We start from the raw sequence: 23295 nt of genomic DNA, 5'->3' as shown, positions 1-23295 counted from the left end.
ACTACATATGAGCGAGCTCGACGACGCTGAACTGCAGCGTCTCGCGCACACGGTGTTGGTCCGAGAGGCCTCGGGCCTGAACGGCCTGGCCGACACCGTCGAACCGAGCGTCGTTCGCGTCGCCCGGGCACTGGTCGAGACCAGGGGCAAGGTCATCACCACCGGTTCCGGCACGTCCGGGATCATGGCCGAACGACTGGCTCACCTGTTGTCGGTATGTGGAACCCCGTCCCTGTACCTCCCCGCGATGGATGCACTCCACGGCGGGATGGCTGCGATCAGCACCGACGACCTCGTCCTCGCGATCTCGAAGACCGGTCGATCGGCCGAACTCACACAATTGACGAGCCGACTCGTCGGTCGCGGGATTCGAGTCGTCGCCGTCACGGAAGCTGCGAACTCTCCGTTCGCCCGGGCAGCAACCGACATCGCCGAACTACCCACCACCGCACCCGATGCCGATCCCGGCAACATGATCGCGCTCGCCAGCACCTTGGCCGTCGGCGCATGGGGCGACGCAGTCAGCGTCGTCGCCATGGCGCTCACCGGCCACACCCTCCACGACGTCGTCAACTCGCATCCCGCAGGGGGCGTCGGCACCCGTGAGGACGTATTGGACAGCAACGACGCACCGGTGGTGGGACTGTGAGCCGCAGCGTCGTCATCGGCATCGACTCGTCCACCCAGTCGTGCAAAGCGGAGGTCCGCGACGCCGACACCGGTGACCTCCTCGGCTCCGGCACCGCGCCGCACACGCCCGCATTCCCGCCGTGCAGCGAACAGGATCCACGGTCGTGGTGGGACGCCCTGGTCACCGCCGTCCGCGCCGCGCTGGCGGCCGCAGGCGACGTCTCGGTCTCCGCGATGTCGGTGGCAGCACAATGCCACGGATTGGTTCTTCTGGGCGCGGACGACGAACCCCTACGTCCTGCCAAACTGTGGAACGACACGACCGGCGCCGACCAGCTGGCGAAACTCGTCGAGCGAATCGGCGGGCCGGAATGGGTGCGCCGGATCGGGTCACTGCCCACCGCCGCCTTCACGATCGCGAAGCTCGCATGGGTGGCCGAGCACGAACCCCGTGTACTGGATGCCGCGCAACGCGTTCTTCTTCCGCACGACTACCTGACCTACCGCCTCACCGGCCGAGCCGTGACCGATCGCTCCGACGCGTCCGGCACCGGATACTTCGACGCCACGACCGATTCCTGGCTACCCGAGTACCTCGATGCCGCTGCCGGCGCACGTGACTGGCTTCCGATGCTGCCGACTGTCCTCGGCGGCGCCGACGCGGCAGGCCACGTGACCGAGCGCGCAGCCACCGAGCTCGGCATCACCGGACCGGTACTCGTCGGCGCAGGTGCAGGCGATCAGCACGCCGCGTACCTCGGTCTCGGCCTGCGCGACGGCGATCAATACGTCGGTCTCGGCACGTCGGGCGTCGTCGCGACCTCCACGCGCACCCCGGTGTTCGACGAAGGCGGCGTCGTCAACGGGGTCGCCGACGCGACGGGCGGTTACCTACCGCTCATCTGCACCCTCAACGCGGCACGGGTAGGAGACACTGCGGCCAGGATCCTCGGAACCGATCACACCGGCCTCGCCGAGCTCGCACTCGCCGCGGGACCGACTGTCGGCCCCACGCTGGTGCCGTTCCTCGACGGCGAACGCACGCCCAACCGTCCCCACGCCCGTGGGCTGCTGTCCGAGATCACGTCGGCGACGACGCGCGAGGAAATGGCACGTGCATTCCTGGAAGGCCCCCTGCTGTCCCTGCTTTCGGGCCGAGACGCACTACGCTCGTTCGGCATTCGCTGCGAAGGCCCCCTGACGGTCGTCGGAGGCGGTGCCCGGTCGCGGGCGACCCTGCAACTGCTGGCGGATCTCACCGGCGACACGGTGACCGTGCCCGACGCCGACGAGGCGACCGCTCGCGGCGCGTGCGTACAGGCCGCGGCGGTCGCCGCGGGTCACGACATCGACGGCATGGTCGCGCTCTCTCAGCGCTGGACGCCCGCGGACCGCGCGACGGTTGCGCCCCGCAAGACCGAGCGCGACATCGACGCGGTTCGCGAGAACTGGCGTCGGGCAGCAGCTGTGGACGTGCTCGATCGGAGCGACGCGCCATGACCGTCGCGCTCGCTCCCTGGCACACCGGCCTCGAAAGCATCCTGGCGGGAAGCATCTACGCTGCTCCATCCGGCTCACGAATCGACGCCGCGCGTGCCCTCGTCGCCGCGGGAATCTCGGTGCACGTCGACGTCATGGCGCCAGGGGAAGGTCTGCCCACCGGCATCGATGCCGCCGAGCTCGCAGAACTCGTCCAGGTTGTTCCGCAGCCCATGCTGGGGATCCATCTCATCGGCAGCGCCGCAGGAGTTCGCATGATGCTGCCGACGATCCCGGACTGCGGAGATCTGTACGTACCCATCGGGATTCGGGACGAACGCAACTGCCGATTCTGGGCAGCGGTCTGGGACGAGTTCGACGACACTCCACCGACCACCGAGGATCTGCAGGGATACCACGGGGTGCTCGTCATGCTTCTGGAGCCGGGTACGTCCGGCACCGCAGACCCGGATCGACTGGAGTCCGTGCGAACGTTCTCCGCCCACGGTGACGTCACCGTCGACGGCGGTGTCACACCCGACCTGATACCCCGCTGCCGCTCCGCCGGCGCCACGACGCTCGTCGTCGGCCGCGCCCTACTCACCGATCACTCACTGCCGGAAGGACAATCATGACCACCGCCACACCCACACCTCCCGCATCGTCGATGCGCGCGAGCGTGATGACCGGCGTGCGCACGCTCGAGATCGAGGACAGACCCGTCCCCACCCCGGCACCGTACGAAGTTCTGATCGAGGTCGCTGCTGTCGGCGTCTGCGGCTCGGATGTGCACTACTACCGGGAGGGACGCATCGGCGACTTCGTCGTGAACGACCCGATGGTGCTCGGCCACGAATTGTCCGGCCGCATCGCCGCTGTCGGTGACGGTGTCGACACCGCGCGGATCGGCCAGCGCGTCGCCGTCGAACCACAGCATCCGTGCCGCCGCTGCGCGCAGTGCATGGCCGGCCGCTACAACCTGTGCCCCGACATGAAGTTCTACGCGACACCGCCGATCGACGGCGCGTTCTGCCGGTACGTCACCATCGACGCCGACTTCGCACACCCCGTCCCGGATTCGCTGTCCGACGAGGCTGCTGCACTTCTCGAACCGCTGTCGGTGGCCGTCACGACGATGCGCAAAGCGGGCATCGTGCCGGGATCGTCGATCCTGATCGCCGGAGCCGGACCCATCGGCATCATCACCGCCCAAGCAGCGCGTGCATTCGGGGCGGCACGCATCGTGGTCTCCGATCCCGTCGAGTCGCGGCGTGAACGCGCCCTCACCTTCGGCGCGACCGAGGTCATCGACCCGATGACCCAGGATGTCGCAGCACTCGACCCCCAGGTCGACGCGTTCGTCGACGCCAGCGGCGCAGTCCCCGCCGTCCAGAGCGGCATCCGCGCCGTCGGCCCGGCAGGCCGTGTCGTCCTCGTCGGGATGGGCGCCGACAACTACCCACTGCCGATCAGCCATATCCAGAACCTGGAGATCACCGTCACCGGCGTGTTTCGTTACACCGACACCTGGCCGGCGGCAATCCATCTCGCGTCCAGCGGGCTCGTCGATCTCGATCGACTCGTCACCGGACGCTACGACCTCGAACACGTCGCCGACGCGCTCGAGAGCGACACCGACCCTGCCAGCCTCAAGTCGATAGTGGTGCCAGCATGAGCAAGAATCCTTTCGATCTGACCGGACGAACCGCAATCGTCACGGGCGGCAACCAAGGACTCGGACGCGCGTTCGCGTTCGGTCTCGCCGCTGCGGGCGCCCACGTCGCCATCGCCGGACGCAGCGCAGAACGGAACGAGAAGGTCGTCGCCGAGGCCGCAGCCGAGGGATACACGTTCGAGGCCATCACCGCCGACATCACCGAACGTGCCGACATCGAGCGCATGACTGCCGAGGCACTCGAGAAGCTCGGTCGGATCGACATTCTCGTCAACAACGCCGGCACCTGCTACCACAACGATTCGTGGGACGTCACCGAGCACGAGTGGGACAACGTCTTCGATCTCAACGTCAAAGCATTGTGGGAGTGCAGCATTTCCGTCGGCGCACACATGCGCGAGCGCGGCACGGGCTCGATCGTCAACATCGGGTCCATGTCCGGCATCATCGTCAACCGCCCCCAGATGCAACCCGCGTACAACGCATCGAAGGCAGCCGTGCACCACCTCACCAAATCACTTGCCGCGGAATGGGGAACGCTCGGAATACGCGTGAACGCAGTCGCACCCGGCTACTGCAAGACGGAGATGGCACCCGTCGACCGGCCCGATCTGCAGCGCTACTGGATCGAGGATGCACCGATGCAGCGCTACGCGATGCCCGAGGAGATCGCCCCGAGCGTCGTCTTCCTCGCCAGTGACGCCGCAAGCTTCATCACCGGATCGGTTCTCGTCGCAGACGGAGGCTACACAGCATGGTGAGCACCAAAACTGCAACCGTTCGACGCATTCTCGTCGAAGGAATCGACGACGTCAGCGTCGAGACCGTCGACGTTCCCGAAGCCGGACCCGGTGAAGTGCGGGTGCGCAGCACGGTCGTCGGAATCTGCGGATCCGACATTCACGCCGCGCACGGCCGTCATCCGTTCATCGACCTGCCGTTCCGCCCCGGCCACGAGGTCGTCGGCGTCGTCGACGCCGTCGGTGACGGTGCCGACGCCTCGCTCGTGGGCACCCGCGTGGTGATCGAGCCGAACCTGGCGTGCGGGCACTGCACCCAATGCCGCGCGGGACGCTACAACATCTGCGCCGAACTCGCCGTCTTCGGATGTCAGACCCCTGGCGGACTCACCGACGCCTTCACCATCGCCGCGGATCGCGTCATCCCGCTGGCCGACGGCCTGGACGACCGCCACGCCGCCCTCATCGAACCTCTCGCCACACCGGTGCACGCCGTACGCCGCGCAGCGGGTCTCGTCGGCGGTCTGGACGGCAAACGCGTCGCCGTCCTGGGTGCGGGGCCGATCGGACTGTTCGTCCTGCTCGCCGCACGCCGCGCCGGTGCCGTCGTCGTCGTCGCGGACCTGCTCGATTCCAAGCGGGCACGCGCCGAACGTCTCGGCGCTGTCGGCAGTTTCGATCCGACGTCGGGCGACGCCGTCTCTGCCGCGAAAGACGCTCTCGGCGGGCCGGCCGATGTGGTCATCGACTGCGTGTCCCGTGAATCGTCGGTTGCGCAGGCGATCGACATCGTCGGCAAGGGCGGCGCCGTACTGATCGTCGGTGTCGCAGCCGGCGCCACCCCGGTCCCCCTCGATCTGATCCAGGACCGCGAGATCGTCGTCGCCGGATGCCTCATGTACGTGCGAGAGGACGTCCAGGAAGCAATCGACATGCTCACCGAGGGCACGGTCCCGATCGACGAGTTCGTCACGGCGGAGTTCCCGCTGGAACGCGCAGCGGACGCGTTCGCCGCCTCGACCGACCCCGAGCACGTCAAGGTCCTGATCACCGTCGGTGACCGACCATGACCGGGCTGCTCGAATGTCGGGACGTGACCAAGAGTTTCGGCGGCGTTCCTGTTCTGAAGGGAATCACCCTCGAGCTCGAACCCGGCACCGTCACGGCTCTGGCGGGCGAGAACGGTGCGGGCAAGTCGACGCTCATGAAGATCGCGACCGGTCAGCTGCGCGCCGATACCGGCACGGTCACGATCGGCGAGCACACGCTCTCCTCCGGTGATCCCCGCGACGCAGTGCGTCACGGCGTCGCGATCGTCCCGCAAGAGCTGGCATCGATCGACGACATGACGGTATACGAGAACATGTTCGTCGGACGTGAGAAGCGGCGCGGCCTCTTCCTCGACCGTCGCGCGATGATCAAGGAAGCCGCCGAGACCCTCAGTGTCTTCGACGTCTCCATCTCCCCCACCGCACGTATGGGGTCGCTACCGGTCGGCCTTCGACAGATCATCGAGATCGTCAAGGCCGCCCGCACGGGCGCACAGGTGGTCATGCTCGACGAGCCGACCTCGGCCATTTCCGAGCGGGAAGTCGAGGGGCTGTACAAAGTCATGCAGCAGCTCCGCGACCGCGGAGTCGCCATGGTGTACACCACCCACAAGATGGCCGAGATCCGCGCGATCGCAGACCGTGTCGTCGTTCTGCGTGACGGCAAGTTGATCACCGACGAGAAGCTCACGGACATCACCGACGACGACATCGTCACTGCGATGATCGGCCGTGAACTGGAGAATCTCTTCCCTTCCGTCGGCAAGGACACCGGGGACGTCGTCCTGGAAGTCGAGAACCTTCAGGTCGTCGGCGCATCCGAGCCGGTGAACCTGACCGTCCGCCGCGGCGAGATCGTAGGCCTCGCCGGGCTTGTCGGCGCCGGCCGCACCGAGTTGCTCGAAGCGCTGTTCGGCATGCGCGCGGTCACGTCGGGAACCGTGAAGGTTTCCGGCAAGACGGTTCCGAAAGGTAAACCAGCGGCGGCGATCACCGCAGGGATGGCCATGGTGCCCGAGGACCGCAAGGTCAACGGTGTGGTGCTGTCGATGAGCGTGCTGGACAACGGTTCTCTGCCGAGACTGTCCTCGTTCAGTATCGCCGGATGGCTTTTTACCAAGTCCCGCTCCACCGCAGTGTCCGACGCCATGGACTCGGTCCGACTCCGTAGCCGTGGACTCGGCCAGAGCGTGGGAACTCTGTCGGGCGGAAATCAACAGAAAGTCGTACTCGCACGCTGGCTTACCGGTACCGTCGACGTGTTGCTGCTCGACGAGCCCACCCGCGGCGTCGACGTCGGAGCTCGCTCCGAGATCTATCGCATCATCACCGAATTCGCCAGCCGCGGAATGGCCGTCGTCATGGCGTCGTCGGACATGCCGGAAATCGTCGGACTGTCTCATCGCGCGTTCGTCATGCGCGAGGGTGCCTTCGTCGGCGAACTGGACCGAGATGCGCTCGATCACCCCGAAGTTCAGGACTCGGTGTTCAGGCTGGCCACGGCCCTCGACACCCGGACCACCGATACACCGAGCGACACCGTTGCGACCGACAAGCGGTCGACATTCGAGGAGGCACCACAGTGACAACACCCGTCGCTGAACCGGACGAGAAGACGTCCGTATCGGCCATCACAGGGGAACCGGTGCGCCGGTTCTCCAGCGCGTGGGCCGGCGCGCTCGCCCTGCGCTATTCGATGGTCATCGTCATGCTGCTGGTGATCGCGTATTTCTCATACCGCAGTGCGCGATTCGGCACCGTCGACAACCTGCAGACCATTCTCGTCGCGGCTGCACCGTTCGCGCTGATCGCACTCGGTCAGACGCTGGTGATCCTGACCGGTGGAATCGACCTCTCGGTCGGCAGCGTCATCGCAGTGTCCGCCATGGCGTCCGCTGCTGTGGCCAAGGCCAACCCAGGACAGGTCTGGCTGACCGTGCTGGTCGCGATGTTCGTCGGCCTCGTCGCAGGTTCCATCAACGGATTCCTGGTTTCCCGCATCAATGTTCCTCCGTTCATCGCGACACTCGGTATGCTCACCGCAGGTTCAGGTTTCGCGTATGTGATCGGTGGTGGCGCTCCGATCAACGGCCTTCCGGCCGAGTTCGGCCAGATCGCCAACACCAAGATCTTCGGACTTCAGATTCCCGTCCTCGTGATGATCATCGGCATCATCGTCCTGGCAGTGGTGATGAAGCGGACCGCCTACGGCATGCGTGTCTACGCGGTCGGTGGAAACCGTACCGCTGCAGAGATCGCGGGCATCAATGCCAAGAACGTTCTCTTCAGCGTCTACGCGCTGTCCGGAGTGCTCGCCGGATTGTCCGGTGTGATGCTGGCGTCGCGCGTAATCTCCGGTCCACCGAACCTGGGCCAGGGCTACGAGCTCGACGCCATCGCGGCCGTCGTCATCGGAGGCGCAAGCCTCATGGGCGGACGCGGCACCATCTGGGGAACTGCGCTCGGCCTGTTCATGATCCAAACCCTCAACAACGGTCTCGACCTGCTCGTCGTCCCCGCGTACTGGCAGGACGTCATCAAGGGCGTGCTCATCGTCGCTGCCGTCTCGGTCGACGTCTGGTCGTCCAAGCGAAGAACCTGACCGCTCTCGTCCCTCACCTCACTACCCACCGATCCGGAGAAGAACAATGAAGTTTGCTTCCAAGATGCTGACCGTGGCGGCCACGGGCATCCTCGCCGTCGGCGTCACTGCCTGCGGCGCAGGCGACACCAGCGCCCAGGACGGCAAGACGCGCATCGGCGTCACCGTGTACGACATGAGTTCCTTCATCACCGCAGGCAAGGAGGGCATGGAAACCTACGCTGCGGCCAACGACATCGAGCTGCTGTGGAACTCGGCGAACAACGACGTCTCGGTCCAGGCCAGCCAGGTCGATTCCCTCATCAACCAGGGCGTCGACGCCATCATCGTCGTTCCGGCACAGGCTGATTCGCTGGCACCTCAGGTCCAGTCCGCCAAGGACAAGGGCATCCCGGTCATCGCCGTGAACGCCGAACTCGAGACCGACCAGATCTCCGGCAACGTTCAGCCCGACGACGTCGCAGCAGGCGCGCAGGAGATGCAGATGATGGCCGACGAGCTCGGCGGGCGCGGCAACATCGTCATCCTGCAGGGACCGCTCGGTGGCTCCGGTGAGATCAACCGCGGTGCGGGCATCGATCAGGTACTCGCGAACTACCCGGACATCAACGTGCTGGCCAAGGACACCGCCAACTGGAAGCGCGACGAGGCAGTCAACAAGACCAAGAACTGGCTCTCGAGCTTCGGCGACCAGATCGACGGCGTCGTCGCGCAGAACGACGACATGGGCCTCGGCGCGTTGCAGGCGCTGAAGGAAGCCGGACGCACCGACGTCCCGATCGTGGGAATCGACGGTATCGAGGACGGCCTCAACGCCGTCAAGAGCGGTGAGTTCATCGGCACGTCCCTGCAGAACGGCACCGTCGAACTCTCGGCAGGTCTGGCAGTCGCCCACAAGATCGCGCAAGGCGAAGACGTCGACACGGCACCGGTGTACGTCATGCCTGCCATCACCGCAGACAACGTGGACGTCGCCATCGAGCACGTCGTGACCGACCGTCAGGCGTTCCTCGTCGGACTGGTGGATCTGACCGCTCAGAACCTCGAGACCGGCAACATCGCCAACGAAGGAATCCCCGGGCAGTAACTTTCCCGGTTCCGATCTTCGAGGCGGGGCGGCAGCTCTCCCCCTCCAGCCCGCCCCGCCTCGAATCCCACCTGTACAGAGAAAGGCCCGTCTTCATGACCGCACTGCCCGCACCCGTCGATCTGTCCCTCGATGGCAAGGTCGCCGTCGTCACCGGCGGTGCGTCGGGCATCGGCGCAGCGATCGGCGCGGCCTACGTCGCCCAGGGAGCACGCGTCGTCCTGCTCGATCGCGACGGAGATGCGGCAGCGAAGCAGGCCGCCGACATCGGCGCGCACAGCGTCGAGTGCGATGTAGCCGACCGATCGTCCGTTGCACACGCCGCACACAAGGTCGTCGAAGACTTCGGACGCGTGGACATCCTGGTCAATTCAGCTGGAGTCGCCCGACTCGCTGCCGCCGAGGATCTCTCCGACGACTTCTGGAACCTGACGATGAACGTCAACCTCACCGGAACGTTCCTCGTATGTCAGGAATTCGGGCGCGTCATGCTGGATGCAGGCAGCGGCCGGATAGTCAACATCGCGTCCCAGGCGGCAACTGTCGCCATCGAAGAACATGCGGCCTACTGCGCGTCGAAATTCGGCGTACTGGGTTTGACGAAAGTCCTCGCTGCCGAATGGGCGGGCCGCGGCGTCACCGTCAACACCATCTCCCCCACCGTCGTGATGACACCGCTGGGCCGAGACGCGTGGACCAATCCGAAGGGCGACGCTCTCCGGGCGCGTATCCCGGTGGGCCGCTTCGCCGAGACCGACGACATCACCACGGTGGCCGTCTTCCTGGCTTCCCCTGGCGCGGCCATGATCAACGGCGCCGACATCCTCGTGGACGGCGGTTACACGATTCTGTGACCCGAAGACGGTGACGGGTCAGATCTTTCGCGGCAGCCAGCTGGTCAACTTCTCCGGGTTCAGCATGAACCAGACGTCGACGATGCGGCCGTCCACCACGCGGAAGCTGGCCGTCCCGACTGTCCGGTCATCCGCTACGAGACGGTAACCGAGGCCGTCCGCCATCCGGGCCTCCTCGACACGCAGAGCGGGCTGCTTCGCGACGACACCGAGCACGAAGCGCGCCACGCGATCGGAGCCGAGAACCGGCCGTCTGGCAGCACTGACGAATCCTCCACCGTCGGAACGCAAGGTCACGTCGGGCGCCAGCACCTCCATCAACTCGCCGATGTCGCCGCCGCGGCTGGCCGCCAGAAACGAACGAACCGCAGCGTCGTGGTCGGATTCCGCCACGAGAGTCGAGCGTCGCTCGCGCACATGCCGTCGAGCGGCCGACGCCAATTGCCGGGTTGCCGCAGGCGAGCGGCCGACGATCCCCGCGATCTCGTCGAACGGCACCGCGAACACGTCGTGCAGTACGAACGCCACCCGTTCGGCAGGAGTCATCGCTTCGAGCACCACCAGAAGCGCCGTGCCGACGGCGTCGTCGAGGGTGACACGGTCGGCCGGATCGATCTCCGCAGCAGTGCCCTCGAACAGGTCGGCCGGCACCGGTTCCGGAAGCCACTCTCCGACATAGCGTTCACGCCTCGCTCGTGCAGAACCGAGGAGATCGAGAGCCACCCGACTCCCGACGCGCGTCAACCACGCCGCCGGATTCGCGATCTCCGCCCGTTCCTCCTCGCTCAGTCGATACCACCGCAGATACGTCTCCTGCACCACGTCCTCGGCGTCGGACAGCGTCCCGGTCATCCGATAGGCCATCGACAGCAACCTGCGTCGCTCGTCGTGGACGTCGCCGAGATGTGCAGGCAAGAACTCGGTCTCGTCGTCCATCACCGGATCATGCCACTTCCCCGTCGACGTTCGCGCGCGGTTGCCCGGCCCTCGTGAATGCATCCCGCGGGGCCACGGTCGCCGCGAGCGAGGCAATGTCGCGGCGACCGACGAACGCGCCGACCCAGCCGAGCAGAACCCGAATCTTGCGCTCCCACGTCGGTACCGCAAGGACGTGGTACCCGCGGTGCATCGCCCATGCGGGCCATCCCTTGACGACGATCCACTTGTACTGGAACAGACCGTGTCCCCGGCCGAGAGTCGCGACCACCCCGAGGCTGCTGTGCACGTAATTCTTCGGTTCGCGGCCGCGCACAGTTGCAACGATGTTGGACGCCAGCCTTTTTGCTTGCCGAACCGCGTGCTGCGCATTGGGAACCGTCGTCGCGCCGTGCCCGACGGCGAGGTCCGGCACCACCGCGTTGTCGCCTGCCGCCCAGGCGTCGGCGACGGTCTCTTCCTCGGTTCCGACGCGCAGGTCCGCACGTGTCACAAGGAATCCTCGTGCGTCGACGGGGAGGTCCGTGTGCCGTGCGACGACGCCGTTCGCAGCGTTGCCCGCAGTCCAGACGATCAGATCCGAGTCGAACTCTTCCCCCGTCGACAACACGACGTGGCCGCCGACGGCCGACACCATCTGGGCGTTCAGGTGCACGTGCGCGCCGCGACCCCGCAGATGCCGGACGACCCAGCGTCCCGGCCCGTCGCTCACCTCGGGCAGAATCCTGCCCTGCGCCTCGACGAGGTGGAACGCAAGCTCGCGGGCCCCGATCTCCGGGTAGTACGTCAGCTGCTCGGTCGCGAGAGACAGCGCCTCCGCGAAACCTTCGACTCCCGAGAATCCACCGCCGACGAACGTCACGGTCAGCAGGCGGGCACGCTCGGGGCCGTCGGGCAGAGCAGCTGCCCGGTCGAACGCGGTGAGCAGCCTGTCCCGGATCGCGACGGCCTCCTCGACGTTCTTCATGCCGATCGCCTCGTCGACGAGACCCGGAATCGGGAACGTCCGCGTGACGGCACCCGCCGTGACCACGACGATGTCGTAGTTCAGTTCGATGTCGCGGCCGTCGAGGCCGTGGGCTCGGACGAGCTTTCGTGCGTGATCGATCCGGTCCACGGTGGCGGCAACGAGGGTGGTGCGGCGCAGGTGCCGACGCAGCGACACGACGGTGTGCCTCGGCTCGATCGCGCCGGAGACCACCTCGGGCAGAAACGGCTGGTAGGTCATGTAGGGGCGAGGATCCACCAGAGTCACGTGCGCCTCGTCGCGGTGAAGCTTCTTCTCGAGATTCAGCGCTGTGTAGAGCCCGGCATACCCGCCGCCGACGATGAGGATCTCCGTCATGTCCCGCCTCCGATTGTGTCTGTACCTCTACGACGACACAGCCGACTCATATGTGAGGAGGCATCAAGTGGTGCGGGACTCGGCTACTTCAAAACGTCGACCTTGGTCCGCAGCAGCAGCACGTTGTAGTCCGACCACCGAGACGCGGTGAAGTAGAGGTCGTTGCCGCTGGACAGTGGGTGGATGTACGGCGCGTAGATTCCGCCGCTGGTCTGCCGGCTGTTCAGGAGCGTCTTCGGCGCACTCCACGGCCCTTCGGGCTTCTCCGACGTGCGGGCCACGATGGTCCTGTCGACCTCGTTGCCGTACAACATGACATACCGCTTCAGAGTGTCGTTCCAGGCCACCGACAATTCGCTGACGGGTTCCGTCACCACCGACTTCGAATCGGCCACATTCGTCGACCAGGGCTTGGCCTGATCCTGCGTCGAGTACTCGTACTTCGTCAGGTCGAGGATCTCCTCCGGCTTCACGCGGGCAACGAACGCGGCGCCGAAACGACCGTTGGGCGTACCGAATTGGTAGACGTAGCCGTCCTGACCTTCCGCGTAGGCGTTCATCTGGTACTTGCCGTTGCTCTCCTCGACCTGAGGGAACGCCGGAATCGTGATGCCTGCGTTGACCCGGATCGTCGCGGCCGCAGTCTGCCAGCTCTGCCCGTTGTCCTTCGACGTCGCGATCGCGGAGAAGTTGGTGACCCACCGACCGGGTGCTCCCCACGAGCGCACCGACATGTAGTTCATGTACTGCACACCGCCGATCGAGATGGCTGCAGTAGGAATGACGGTGTCCTCGACGCCTGCGACGCCCAGACTGGGTACGACCTCGCTGGCGAATCCTGCTGGTTCGACGACCGCGCCCGACGTGGAATCGCCCGGCACTCCGTCGGCTACGGTGATGCCGTCGGCGAGGTTCTTGTCGTCCGACCGCAGCAGAACGTTGCTTCGCCACTGCGCCCCGGTCACCGAGCAATTACCGAACGTGTCACCGAACGCCATCAGCGTCTGCCCGGACCCGTTGTCCCAGCTGATGCCCAGATCCGTCCCGGAGATGCCGAACCGGTCGTAGGTGTTGTTGGGGCTCAACGGCCCGGTGACCCATGCAACCGACGTCGCGTTGCCGGAGATCGCGGGAAGCTGGCCCTGCGGTCCACGCGGATTCTTCTCGGGTCCACCACCCGCGCTACCCGAGGACCCGAACAGCGGCGACGAGCCCGGCCCGCCGATGCCTCCACACGGTTCCGCACTGGCGGTGGGTGACGAGAGAACGGTGAGTCCACTCGCCGCGAGGGTAAGAACAGCGCCGATCGCCATCTGCCGAGTACGTGCGCGCATGAACGCTCCCACCGTGTCGTGTGACTCGTGTTACTCATGAGACTGATGGGGTGAGTGTTACGTAAATCCTCACTTCTCGCAAGGCGTCCGGGCACGACAAATACACAAGCAGCAGAATGACATCCGTGTAAGTTGGCCCAGTTCAGGCCCGATCCTGACGCTCCACTATCGACTCGAATGCGCGGAAAACCGCAGATTCGTCCAAGGAATGGAGCGTCAGGCACCCCTGCTGCGTCTACGGCGCCGCACAACGCCGACAATCTGATCCGCCACGGCGTCGACATCGCGGTACACCGTTGCAGCGGAGTAGCGGAGCACCAACCAGTCGTCGAGGATCATCCGGTTTTGTCTGACCCTGTCGTTGTCGAAAGGCCCCGGCGCGATGTGGTACTCGCGCCCGTCGATCTCCACGTCGACCTTGGCGTGATAGTCCACGAGATCTCCGAGGTACGGGCCGATGGGTGCGTTGATGTTCATCCGAACACCGCGAGCCCGGACGGCCCTGGCAACCATCCGCTCCGGTTCGGAGAATGTGCCTGGGCAACAGTGTTCCAACTGACGACGAACCTCACGCATGCCCTTCATTCCTTTCGTGGCAACGATGTGGTCGGTGACCGCTCGCCACGACACCCGTGCGCCGATATTGCGGTCGAAGAACTGGTCGAGCGGATCACCGGTCAGTGTGGACGCGACATCCACGAAGCACTGGGCGGCGAATACCACCGGTAGGCCGTGCCTTTCGGTCGACGACACGGACCGGCGGTGCAGCACGAATCCGTCGACACTGCTGACCCGTACCGATACCGGCACGGTCGCGTGAACCGTCGACGGCTCGTCGTCGAGCAGGCCCCAGAGCCACGCTGCGCTGTCGTGACTGAGTACTGCATCGCTCCGCCACAGGGTGAGGGCGGTGCACAGGTCGAAGTAGGACGGTTCGGGATCCGAATAGATCCGAGGAAGGACCCTGAACAAGCGACCCGTCCGTACCCTCCGTGCGATGCCAGACCGTGCAATCCCCTGACTCTCCAGTTGTGCACGCGTGTAGACCCCCATGGCTCGTCACTCTGCACTGCCGGCCGCGCGCCCAACCCTCGGCGAACACCCGCCTGTGGATAACGAGAACGCCTGTGGATGAACCAGCTGCAGTCGAATTTCGTACCGACAGGACGATCGATTGGGAATGGTTGCCCGCATGTAGTTGGATCGTCAGTCATGGCGGCAACCGAGCGTTTCACCTTTCCGACCGAACGAGCCCAGCGCACGACGGTGCTGACCGGCACGGCGTCCGGCCACCGAACCAGGTACTGGGAACTGTCCGATCACATCGCCTATCCCGACATCCGCAACATCGTCGCGGACTACATCAACGCCACGATCTCCGACCCGGCGAACACCGTCCGGCACGGGTGGACCGTCACCGCGCTTCCCTCGGCAGACTCACCCGCCCACGAGCGTCGACTCCTGACCCTCACCTGCGGCGGCGTCGACACCCTCGTCGTCACCGAATTCAGCAACGACGAAGACGACTCGATCGAACTGGAAATGCTCGTCAACACCGACACTGCGAACGGGTACTCCGACGAGCAACTCGACTTCTCCACCGAATTGGTCACCGCCACACGAGAAACGGCAGACACCGCGGACGTCTGGTCGTGGCGAATCGACATCGGCGCACTCCTCACCGACGACGCCGACATCGACTTCGGAATCTCCGACGACGAATTCGACGACCTGGCCTACGCACTCAACTCACGTTCGATGGCCGACCGCGCACCCGACACCAGCGACCACAGCGACGATCTTGCCGGCGACCTGCTCGCCGAGGCCTATCGGCAGCTGCGGGACGCCGACGACGCTACCGTCGACTGACACGTCGAAGGAATGGGGAACATGACACATCGACCGGTGCGCATACCGACAGTTCTGGCCGTGATGGCGGCGACCGTTGCCTTGACTGTCTCGGGGTGTGGGAGCGATACGACCGACGAACAACCCGCGGATAAGGCCGCCGGTGACGGGACGTTTCCCAGGACCGTTGCGTCCGACGTCGGGATCGAGTCGAGGCCGACGTCCATCGTCTCACTGAGCCCGACTGCGACGGAGACGTTGTTCGCCGTCGGTGCAGGCGAGCAGGTGGTCGCGGTGGACAGTCAGTCCGACTTCCCGACCGACGCACCCAGAACCGAGCTGTCCGCGTACACACCGAGCTTGGAGGCGATCATCGGCTACGACCCGGATCTGGTGGTTGCCTCCGACGACATCGACGGCCTCGTCGCCGGTCTGGACGCAGCCGATATACCGGTACTGCTCCTTCCCGCCGCGACGAGCATCGACGACACCTACGCCCAGATCGAGACCATCGCCGACGCCACCGGTCACGACACCGAAGGTGACGCAGTGGTCGCGGACATGCGCACACGCATCGATGCCGCGGTGGCGAGCGTTCCCCAGTCGAACGCGACCTACTTCCACGAACTCGATTCGATGCTCTACACCGTGACGAGCGAGAGCTTCATCGGCCGAATCTACGGCCTGTTCGGCTTGACTAGTATCGCCGACGGTGCCGGCACCGATTATCCGCAGATGTCCGACGAAGGTGTTGTCGCGGCCGACCCCGACATCGTCTTCCTGGCCGACTCGCAGTGTTGCGGGGTGACGGCGGAAACCGTTGCAGCTCGGCCGGGTTGGGCGTCGACCACCGCGGTACGTGACGGTGCGATCATCACGATGGACGAGGATCTGTCGAGCCGGTGGGGTCCGCGCGTCGCGGATCAGGTCGAAGCCGTCGCCACTGCGCTCAGCAGCTAGTCACCGGCCGACGCGAGCGCCTCGGCCAGTTCGTCGTACGACGGTGCCGTACCGAGAGCGTAGGACGGCGCCGGCTCTGCGTTCGGTGCCACCTGCGTGCGCCCGATGATCACCTGGCCGTCCGAATCACGATGCACAGGCGCATACCCCGCTGATCGAAGCGCCTCCAGCGACGCCTCGATCGGCGCGGTGAACCCGACAACCGTGGGCGCGAGAACAACCGGACCGAGCTTCGACAACCGTCTGTTCGCCGTGATCTCCGAGATCAACGCTTCGTCGGGCGCCACCACTGCACAGGCAAGCGTGTAGGCACCGATGCTGCCGTGCGTGCGGGCTACATCGTTCACCAGATAGGTCAACGCCTGCGGGATGCCGCCGGTCGAGAACCTGTCGAGACCCTCGAGCACCTCGGTGACGGAGAGGCCGTCGTCGAAAGCCTCACGGACACTGGCCTGATCGAATCGCCACGTCGTCGCGGCCCCGGTCGCCTCGCGTACCGCGACACTGTCGAAGAAGTGGGCCAGCGTGGTTCCGGGTGGCCCGAACACCACTGCCGTCAGATCCGCGCCGACGGTCGCGCGCATGTGCGCTGTGGACACGGCCCGCTCCACTGCGTCGAATACGTTCTCGGACAACAAAGCTCGACCCAGTTCGGTGCCGGCGCCCAGCGCCCGGGCGCCGACGAGTTCCGCCTCACGCTGCGTCATCTGCAGTATGTCCAGGCCCTCCTCGACGGGAAAGCACGGGAACGTCCACCCGAGCATCGTCACCACTGCCCCGTCGTCGGCAAAGGCGTGTCCCGCCTGAACGAGTTCGTGTGCCGACACGACCGCGCGGCGCAACAATCTCGGCGGGATCTCGCGCGATTCGTCGGCAACGCCTTCGTACTCCGCGAGATACACGGCGTCGGCGTTCCACCATGTCTGGAGCAATGATGCAGCCTGGGTACCCGGATCACTTGCCAACCACTGGACCGATCGGTCCGTCGCGACCAGAACATGCGAGGCCGGAGCGTGCCTTCGGCCCTTCGGCGCCGGCAGAGCTTCGAAGTCGAGCAGACGGTCGCCCAACGCGAGTTCCAGAGCCATCTGGACGGCGTCGACCTCGCCGTGTAGATTCTTGGCCATCGCACGCACCGTGCGCACGCCGACGGCATTGGATTTGAGCAGCTGGATCGGCGTGGTCGATGCAGATTCGATCACCCCGGTCACGAGCTCCACCATGCGAAGAACGCGCGCCGACGCTTCCGCCTCCACGTGCCCTGCGTCGACCGGTTCGGAATCGACCTCGGGCGGAGTCGGGCTGAACGGTAGAACGAAATAGGCACCGAGAAGCGCCCGGGTCACCTGTACCGGCATCGACACCGGCCCGTTCGCGACCTGCCATGCCAATCCCCGCTGCACTGCCCATGCGCCGGAACGCGCGGCCGTCAGATACACCGGATCCGCGTAGAGGATCGAGTCTCGGCGGGCAGCGTCGTACAGAAACTCTTTTTCGCCATCCGGCGCAGACTCCACCACACTCCGCAATGCATCGGGGTCGTCGAACAACGACACGAGCTGTTCCACCACCTCGGGCCGGGCCCCGTCTCCGCGGAGACCCAGCTTCGTCGAGACCGAACGCAGCACCGGAAGCGCAGCCGCATCCAAGGACCGGCGAACATCGGTGCCGTAACTCCGAACCGCGTACACCGGGAGAGGATGTACCGCTGTCAGCACCCCATCCGACACCCACGCGATCTGCAGTTCGGCCAGATCCTCCACTACAGCCTCGAAGCCCGACTCCGGATCTCCCAGCAACCGACGGACGGCATCGACCGTCGCCGGCATCCGCAACTGCTTGCACAACGCAACCGCGGACAGCACCTCCACCGCCGGCCGCGGCAGCGTCAGGTAGACATCTGCGAACGAATCGCCCCCGACCAGATGACGTGCCAGCTCGTCGAGATCCTCGGGAGCATCCGTCCGCGCCACATGACGGCGCCGCAGCAGTAACGCCAGCGCATCCACGTCCAAAGCCGCAATTCGCTCGCGAACGGACTCCTCGACAGCGGTAAGCATGACCGCAACCCTAGTTCTCCTGCGGAGTGACCTGTAGGCGCCGGGTCTACACGACTCCTGCAGTCCGTAGCTCTGCGATGTTCGCCGCCGAACAGCCCAACTCTTCGAGCACGCTGTCGGTATCCGCACCGTGGGCCCGGCCGGTGTGCCGAATACTGCCGGGACTGTCCCCCATCCGCCACATGACGTTCTGCATCCGTACGGGGCCGAGGTCGTCGTCCTCCACGGTCGTCACCATGTCGATGGCCAGTACCTGTGGATCGTCGAGCAGTTCGCTCGGCTTGTAGACGGGAGCCACTGCGGCACCGGCCTTTTCGAACTCTGCAACGACGTCCTCGCGAGTACGTTCCCCGATCCATCCGCCGACGTAACCGTCGAGCAGGTCGGCGTGCGCGGCACGTTGTCGGCCTGTGGCGAACCACGGCTCGTCGATGACCTCGGGGTGCCCGACCAGTGTCAGGACGCGTTCGGCAATGGAGTTCGCACTCGTGGAGATCGCCAGCCAGTGCCCGTCCGATGTCTTGTACAGGTTCCGGGGTGCATTGTTGCTCGACCGATTCCCGGTGCGTTCCTGGTCGATGCCCAGCTGATCTGCATAGATGATGCCGGGACCGACTGCGGCCATGATCGGGCTCAGCAGGTCCAGGTCGATGACCTGCCCCTTGCCGCCGTTGTTCGTTCGGTGCAGCAGAGCCATCGACACCGCCGAGGATCCGGCAATTCCCGCGAGCGAATCGGCCAAACCGAAGGCAGGCAACGTCGGCGGGCCGTCGGCCGCACCGGTCAGATGCGCGAACCCACTCATCGACTCCACCAACGTGCCGAACGCCGGTCGTGTTGCATACGGCCCGGTCTGACCGAAACCCGTCACGCGCAGGAGAATCAGACCCGGGTTGGCTTCGGACAGAACGTCGTATCCGAGCCCCCACCGCTCGAGGGTGCCCGGTCGAAAATTCTCGACCACGACGTCGGCCTCCGCGGCGAGCTTTCGAAAAAGATCCGCGCCCTGCTCGTTGCCGAGATTCAGCGTCATCGTCCGCTTGTTGCGACTGACCATCGTCCACCACAGCGGGTGGCCGTCCTTGTCCAACCCGTGCCCGCGCATACCGTCGGGCTTGGCCGGGTGCTCGATCTTGATGACTTCGGCACCGAAATCTCCCAGAATCTGCGCGACGAGCGGACCGGCAAGGATCGTCGAGATATCGAGGACCTTGATGCCCTCGAGTGGGCCGGTCACTTGTACGGGCGGTGCAGGTAGCGACCGGCCGGCGCACCCGACACCGTGCCGTCGGACAGCACGCGCTGACCGCGCACGAACGTATCGGTCACCTTCGCACCCAACTCGAAGCCCTGGAACGGCGTGTACTCCTGCGCCGATTCGGAATCCTCCGGCTGCACCGTCCACGTGTGGTCGGGATCGACCAGCGCAAGGTCGGCGTCCATACCGACGGCGATGTCGCCCTTACCCGGCAGCCCGTACCGCGAGGCGGGATTGAGCGAGGTCAGCTGGGCGATCCGACGCCAGCTCAACCCACGCTTACGGCCCTCGCTGACCAAGCCCGGCAACAGGTACTCCGCGCCACCGAATCCGGACTTGGCGGCAAAGATGTCGCCACGATCCTCCGCGAATTTCTTCTCGTCCTTGCAGCACGCGTGATCGCTGACGACCCAGTCGATGTCCCCGGCGACCAGATGCTCCCACAGTGCCTCGACGTCGTCACGCGGCCGCAGAGGCGGATTCACTTTTCCTCCGAGTCCGTACGCGGTGTCGATGTCGGCCAGCAGGTGCCCGATGGTGACCTCGCGACGAAAGTTCACGTGCGGGAACGCCTTCGCCATTCGCATCGCTGCCGTCAGCGCCTTGCGCGACGACAGATGCAGCAGGTTGATGTTGGGCAACTGAGTCTCGTCCGCCAGGAACGACGCGATGGTGACGGCGAGCCCCTCAGAGTGCGGCGGCCGCGACGCGCTGTACGCGGCGAGCCCCTGCAGCGTCCCTTCCTCCTCGACGATCTTGGTGTATGCGCTCATGATCTCTGCGGTCTCACAGTGCAGTGACAGCGAAATGTGTTCGGCTTTGTCGCCCAACTGTTCCCGAGCAGCTTGAATGCCGCGCATGACGAACTCGAAGTGCGCCAGGTCGTAGCGCTCACCCTCGGGCGTCATCAGAAATTCACTCTGGTCCGTGGAACGGCCGTGCAGTCCGTGACTGCCGTAGAACATGAAGATCTTGAACGACGTCACACCGTGATCGGCGATGAGCGACGGGATCTCCTGGATGTGCTCCCTGGACATCGGCGCGAGGTGGTACGCGTAATCGACGTACGGGCGTCCTTCGGTCGCGTCGAGCACCTTCGGGAACACGTCGGCATAGGAACCGCCCGTGTTCATGTAGTACTGGCCGGTGCGCATGTACGACAGTGACGTCGTGACGCCGCCCTGCACACAGGCCCGCGACTCGGTCTCGGCGTCGTCACCGAGCGGGTTGTAGATGCCCCAGTGCTGGTGCGCGTCCACCACTCCGGGGAACGCCACCTTTCCCGACGCATCGATCACGGAGTCGGCAACGTCGGCGGGGATACCGGCCTCGATGCGGGTGAACTTACCGTCTTCGATCAGAAGGTCGACGAACTCTCCGTCCTCGGGTGCATCCGAGCCGGGACGAACGACGCGTGCATTGGTGATCAACGTGGACATGATGGATCCTTTCGAAACGGAAAATCAGATGTAATCGGCAGCAAGGTAGGCGAGTCCGAGAGCGGGCAACAAGCCATTACCCGCAAGATATCCAGCGGCGCCGTGCCCTGAAATACCGATGGCAGCACCGCCGGAGGCGAACAGACCCTCGATCGGCTTGCCGGAGGGCCTCAGGACGCGGGCATCACCGTCGACGACGAGCCCGCCCTGGGTGTGAAACAGCGCGGGAACAATCTTGATCGCGGCGTACGGGGCAGTCAACTCGTGCTCGAACGACGTTCGGCCGAAGCGATCCTCGGCCGCGCCACGCAACGCGGCAAGCTCTTCCTCGACCGCGTCCGCAGGCAAACCCGTCGCCTCCGCGAGTTCGGTGATGCTGTCCGCCCACACCGCAGCACCGGAGTCGACCGTCTGACGAAAATCGGTGAAAGCCATGCACTTCTCGTGGATGTCACGGTCGATGACGATCCATCCTTCCGAGTTCGGCTGCGCAGCAAGCGCTGCCGCGTATTCGGAGTAGCCGGTGGTCTCGTCACCGAAACGCCTGCCGTCGAGGTTCAGCACGACGCCACCGTGCATCACCGTTGCCCACCCGACGAGCGTGGTCGCCTTCTTCGACAGTGCCGCATGCCCCTGGTAGGAATCGAGATACTTCGAGTCGGCGCCCAGACGTGCACCGATCGTCAATGCATCGCCCATCGAATGCTCGCTGCCGTGATACCGCGCGGATGCGATTTCCGGCACGTGATCCGAGACCAGCTTCGTGTTGGCGCCGTATCCGTTGGTAGCCAGCAAGACTGCCCTTGTCGGTATCGACTCGGTAGCCCCGTCGGGCAACGTCACGACGGCACCGTCGACCACGCCGTTTTCGTCTACGGTGACATCGGTGAGCCGGGCAGGCATCATCAGGTCGATACGAGGCTCGTCGCCGACGGCGCGCACCAAGTGATCGAGCAGAGCACTACCGTGCCTGCCGTCGACCGTATGACAACGCAGTTGCGAATGACCGGGATAGGCGAAGTCGGTGACCAGATCGAGCGGCATCCGCAGATGATCGGCCATCCATTCCACCAACGGGGCACTGACGTTCGCCAACGCGCGAGCGAGCCGTTCATCCGCACTGCCCCCGGTCTTACGCATCACGTCGTCGACGAACTGCTGCGGCGAGTCGGCTATCCCCGACTCCCGCTGCCAACGCGAACCCGCGCCGGGAATCATGGCCGTCGACATCGCGGTGTTGTTTCCGCGTCTGAAGTGTTCGCTCGCCTCGACCACGAGCACATCGAGGCCTCGCTCGGCCGCACGAAGGGCCGCAACGAGGCCACCGCCTGCCCCTGCCACGACGAGGTCGGGACCGTCCTCGCTCATCTCGAAGCCTCCATCGTGGCCTGTAACCCCAACAGTGCGAGCGCGGTTGCCGTCGGGTCGACGACCCGCGGCCTACGGGGTGGATCGACGAGTTCCACCGCCGAGCAGGCGTTGATCGCTACATCGCACGTCATCGAGGCAGCCTGGTCGGTCACAGCCCGGCCCCACGCCTCGGCGTCGGCGATGTCGTGAACATCCAGTCCGAGAACCTTCGTGGCATCGGCCAGAATGTCGTACGACGCCAGTCGGCGATCCAGTTCTGCAGCGATGGCGTCGTTGCGTGCCAGCGCGCCGAGGTGGAGGCCCTGCGACGAGAAGAACGAGGCCGTCAATCGGGACAGACCGTACAGCGGCAGCGAGAAGGTGTCTGCTTCGTCCGCACACGGATCCAACACGCAATCGGGCAGGAAGCCGTCGTAGCCGTCCGGGTCGACAGCTCGGAAAGCATCGGCCAGAACTGCTTCCGATGACCTGATCTCGGCCTCGGTGTCGAGCGCACTCGGCGCAGTCGAACCGATGTTCCGTAGTTCGACGGTGACGGTCGACGGCACCAGTTCGTTGTAGCGTTCCTGCCTGCGACGCAGTTCGGCGTCGTCGACGTCGATGGGTGTGAAAGCCAAGAGGCGCATAG

The 23295-nt window shown here is 65.4% G+C and carries 21 protein-coding genes; 12 read left to right on the top strand and 9 right to left on the bottom strand.

Annotated features, from left to right (window positions below):
* Positions 1–7: 7 nt before the first annotated feature.
* The 10 genes from H292_RS0121775 (at position 8) to H292_RS0121730 (ending at position 10116) form a co-directional block, all read left to right on the top strand.
* The gene (locus tag H292_RS0121775) at positions 8–649 is read left to right on the top strand and encodes an SIS domain-containing protein (RefSeq protein WP_230595456.1); all 642 of its coding nucleotides are present in this window, start codon (positions 8–10) and stop codon (positions 647–649) included.
* Positions 646–2130, top strand: coding sequence for a xylulokinase (gene xylB, locus H292_RS0121770; protein WP_019667699.1), 1485 nt, complete (start codon positions 646–648; stop codon positions 2128–2130). Before H292_RS0121775 ends, xylB begins: the two co-directional genes overlap by 4 nt.
* Positions 2127–2744 (top strand): hypothetical protein, encoded by a 618-nt coding sequence (locus tag H292_RS0121765; protein WP_020112721.1) that lies wholly within the window; start codon positions 2127–2129, stop codon positions 2742–2744. Before xylB ends, H292_RS0121765 begins: the two co-directional genes overlap by 4 nt.
* Positions 2741–3784, top strand: coding sequence for an NAD(P)-dependent alcohol dehydrogenase (locus H292_RS0121760; RefSeq protein WP_020112720.1), 1044 nt, complete (start codon positions 2741–2743; stop codon positions 3782–3784). The genes H292_RS0121765 and H292_RS0121760 overlap by 4 nt, the downstream gene beginning before the upstream one ends.
* Positions 3781–4545: an SDR family NAD(P)-dependent oxidoreductase gene (locus tag H292_RS0121755; RefSeq protein ID WP_020112719.1), complete on the top strand. Its 765-nt coding sequence runs from the start codon at positions 3781–3783 to the stop codon at positions 4543–4545. Before H292_RS0121760 ends, H292_RS0121755 begins: the two co-directional genes overlap by 4 nt.
* Positions 4539–5594: a zinc-dependent alcohol dehydrogenase gene (locus tag H292_RS0121750; RefSeq protein ID WP_020112718.1), complete on the top strand. Its 1056-nt coding sequence runs from the start codon at positions 4539–4541 to the stop codon at positions 5592–5594. Before H292_RS0121755 ends, H292_RS0121750 begins: the two co-directional genes overlap by 7 nt.
* Positions 5591–7159 (top strand): sugar ABC transporter ATP-binding protein, encoded by a 1569-nt coding sequence (locus tag H292_RS0121745; RefSeq protein WP_020112717.1) that lies wholly within the window; start codon positions 5591–5593, stop codon positions 7157–7159. The genes H292_RS0121750 and H292_RS0121745 overlap by 4 nt, the downstream gene beginning before the upstream one ends.
* Positions 7156–8175: an ABC transporter permease gene (locus tag H292_RS0121740; protein ID WP_020112716.1), complete on the top strand. Its 1020-nt coding sequence runs from the start codon at positions 7156–7158 to the stop codon at positions 8173–8175. Before H292_RS0121745 ends, H292_RS0121740 begins: the two co-directional genes overlap by 4 nt.
* Positions 8176–8221: 46 nt before the next feature.
* Positions 8222–9262, top strand: a complete 1041-nt coding sequence (locus tag H292_RS0121735; protein WP_020112715.1) for a substrate-binding domain-containing protein — start codon at positions 8222–8224, stop codon at positions 9260–9262.
* Positions 9263–9357: 95 nt separating this feature from the next.
* Entirely contained in the window at positions 9358–10116 is a 759-nt protein-coding gene (locus H292_RS0121730; protein ID WP_020112714.1) for a GolD/DthD family dehydrogenase, read from the top strand.
* Positions 10117–10134: 18 nt separating this feature from the next.
* Here the strand turns inward: H292_RS0121730 and sigJ are convergent, their stop codons facing one another.
* The 4 genes from sigJ to H292_RS0121710 all read right to left on the bottom strand — a co-directional run bounded on the left by sigJ (position 10135) and on the right by H292_RS0121710 (position 14703).
* The gene (gene sigJ, locus H292_RS0121725) at positions 10135–11052 is read right to left on the bottom strand and encodes an RNA polymerase sigma factor SigJ (RefSeq protein ID WP_020112713.1); all 918 of its coding nucleotides are present in this window, start codon (positions 11050–11052) and stop codon (positions 10135–10137) included.
* Positions 11053–11059: 7 nt separating this feature from the next.
* Positions 11060–12397, bottom strand: a complete 1338-nt coding sequence (locus tag H292_RS0121720; protein ID WP_020112712.1) for an NAD(P)/FAD-dependent oxidoreductase — start codon at positions 12395–12397, stop codon at positions 11060–11062.
* A gap of 83 nt (positions 12398–12480) precedes the next feature.
* Positions 12481–13710, bottom strand: a complete 1230-nt coding sequence (locus tag H292_RS0121715; protein ID WP_027498971.1) for a DUF4185 domain-containing protein — start codon at positions 13708–13710, stop codon at positions 12481–12483.
* Positions 13711–13947: 237 nt separating this feature from the next.
* Positions 13948–14703, bottom strand: coding sequence for a DUF559 domain-containing protein (locus H292_RS0121710; RefSeq protein WP_020112710.1), 756 nt, complete (start codon positions 14701–14703; stop codon positions 13948–13950).
* A gap of 240 nt (positions 14704–14943) precedes the next feature.
* Between H292_RS0121710 and H292_RS0121705 the strand changes: the two genes are divergently transcribed.
* Together H292_RS0121705 and H292_RS0121700 are read left to right on the top strand one after the other, a co-directional pair.
* The gene (locus H292_RS0121705; protein WP_020112709.1) at positions 14944–15600 is read left to right on the top strand and encodes a hypothetical protein; all 657 of its coding nucleotides are present in this window, start codon (positions 14944–14946) and stop codon (positions 15598–15600) included.
* Positions 15601–15612: 12 nt separating this feature from the next.
* Complete coding sequence (locus H292_RS0121700; protein WP_020112708.1) at positions 15613–16539, top strand: ABC transporter substrate-binding protein; 927 nt, start codon at positions 15613–15615, stop codon at positions 16537–16539.
* Here H292_RS0121700 and H292_RS0121695 read toward each other — a convergent pair.
* Genes H292_RS0121695 through H292_RS0121675 form a run of 5 tightly spaced genes read right to left on the bottom strand, consistent with a single transcriptional unit; the run spans position 16536 to position 23293 of the window.
* Positions 16536–18599, bottom strand: a complete 2064-nt coding sequence (locus H292_RS0121695) for a helicase-associated domain-containing protein (protein ID WP_027498969.1) — start codon at positions 18597–18599, stop codon at positions 16536–16538. The genes H292_RS0121700 and H292_RS0121695 overlap by 4 nt on opposite strands.
* Positions 18600–18645: 46 nt before the next feature.
* On the bottom strand, positions 18646–19836 hold the full coding sequence (locus tag H292_RS0121690) for a CaiB/BaiF CoA transferase family protein (protein WP_020112706.1): 1191 nt from the start codon (positions 19834–19836) through the stop codon (positions 18646–18648).
* The gene (locus H292_RS0121685) at positions 19833–21296 is read right to left on the bottom strand and encodes a dihydroorotase (protein WP_020112705.1); all 1464 of its coding nucleotides are present in this window, start codon (positions 21294–21296) and stop codon (positions 19833–19835) included. Before H292_RS0121685 ends, H292_RS0121690 begins: the two co-directional genes overlap by 4 nt.
* A gap of 24 nt (positions 21297–21320) precedes the next feature.
* Entirely contained in the window at positions 21321–22664 is a 1344-nt protein-coding gene (locus H292_RS0121680) for an FAD-dependent oxidoreductase (RefSeq protein ID WP_020112704.1), read from the bottom strand.
* Positions 22661–23293 (bottom strand): hypothetical protein, encoded by a 633-nt coding sequence (locus tag H292_RS0121675; protein WP_020112703.1) that lies wholly within the window; start codon positions 23291–23293, stop codon positions 22661–22663. The genes H292_RS0121680 and H292_RS0121675 overlap by 4 nt, the downstream gene beginning before the upstream one ends.
* Positions 23294–23295: the final 2 nt, after the last annotated feature.

This window comes from Rhodococcus sp. 114MFTsu3.1 (genome assembly GCF_000383555.1).
Lineage (GTDB): Bacteria > Actinomycetota > Actinomycetes > Mycobacteriales > Mycobacteriaceae > Rhodococcoides > Rhodococcoides fascians_E.
Note: the sequence above shows the minus strand (reverse complement) of the source record. Positions and strands in the feature narration are given on the sequence as shown.

What these genes read in the sequence shown, in the direction of transcription:
- H292_RS0121775 (WP_230595456.1), top strand. Translation starts at nt 8, where the DNA reads ATGAGCGAGCTCGACGACGCTGAACTGCAGCGTCTCGCGCACACGGTG.
- H292_RS0121765 (WP_020112721.1), top strand. Translation starts at nt 2,127, where the DNA reads ATGACCGTCGCGCTCGCTCCCTGGCACACCGGCCTCGAAAGCATCCTG.
- H292_RS0121760 (WP_020112720.1), top strand. Translation starts at nt 2,741, where the DNA reads ATGACCACCGCCACACCCACACCTCCCGCATCGTCGATGCGCGCGAGC.
- H292_RS0121755 (WP_020112719.1), top strand. Translation starts at nt 3,781, where the DNA reads ATGAGCAAGAATCCTTTCGATCTGACCGGACGAACCGCAATCGTCACG.
- H292_RS0121750 (WP_020112718.1), top strand. Translation starts at nt 4,539, where the DNA reads ATGGTGAGCACCAAAACTGCAACCGTTCGACGCATTCTCGTCGAAGGA.
- H292_RS0121745 (WP_020112717.1), top strand. Translation starts at nt 5,591, where the DNA reads ATGACCGGGCTGCTCGAATGTCGGGACGTGACCAAGAGTTTCGGCGGC.
- H292_RS0121735 (WP_020112715.1), top strand. Translation starts at nt 8,222, where the DNA reads ATGAAGTTTGCTTCCAAGATGCTGACCGTGGCGGCCACGGGCATCCTC.
- H292_RS0121730 (WP_020112714.1), top strand. Translation starts at nt 9,358, where the DNA reads ATGACCGCACTGCCCGCACCCGTCGATCTGTCCCTCGATGGCAAGGTC.
- sigJ (WP_020112713.1), bottom strand. Translation starts at nt 11,052, where the DNA reads ATGGACGACGAGACCGAGTTCTTGCCTGCACATCTCGGCGACGTCCAC.
- H292_RS0121720 (WP_020112712.1), bottom strand. Translation starts at nt 12,397, where the DNA reads ATGACGGAGATCCTCATCGTCGGCGGCGGGTATGCCGGGCTCTACACA.
- H292_RS0121715 (WP_027498971.1), bottom strand. Translation starts at nt 13,710, where the DNA reads ATGGCGATCGGCGCTGTTCTTACCCTCGCGGCGAGTGGACTCACCGTT.
- H292_RS0121705 (WP_020112709.1), top strand. Translation starts at nt 14,944, where the DNA reads ATGGCGGCAACCGAGCGTTTCACCTTTCCGACCGAACGAGCCCAGCGC.
- H292_RS0121700 (WP_020112708.1), top strand. Translation starts at nt 15,613, where the DNA reads ATGGGGAACATGACACATCGACCGGTGCGCATACCGACAGTTCTGGCC.
- H292_RS0121695 (WP_027498969.1), bottom strand. Translation starts at nt 18,599, where the DNA reads ATGCTTACCGCTGTCGAGGAGTCCGTTCGCGAGCGAATTGCGGCTTTG.
- H292_RS0121685 (WP_020112705.1), bottom strand. Translation starts at nt 21,296, where the DNA reads ATGTCCACGTTGATCACCAATGCACGCGTCGTTCGTCCCGGCTCGGAT.
- H292_RS0121680 (WP_020112704.1), bottom strand. Translation starts at nt 22,664, where the DNA reads ATGAGCGAGGACGGTCCCGACCTCGTCGTGGCAGGGGCAGGCGGTGGC.
- H292_RS0121675 (WP_020112703.1), bottom strand. Translation starts at nt 23,293, where the DNA reads ATGCGCCTCTTGGCTTTCACACCCATCGACGTCGACGACGCCGAACTG.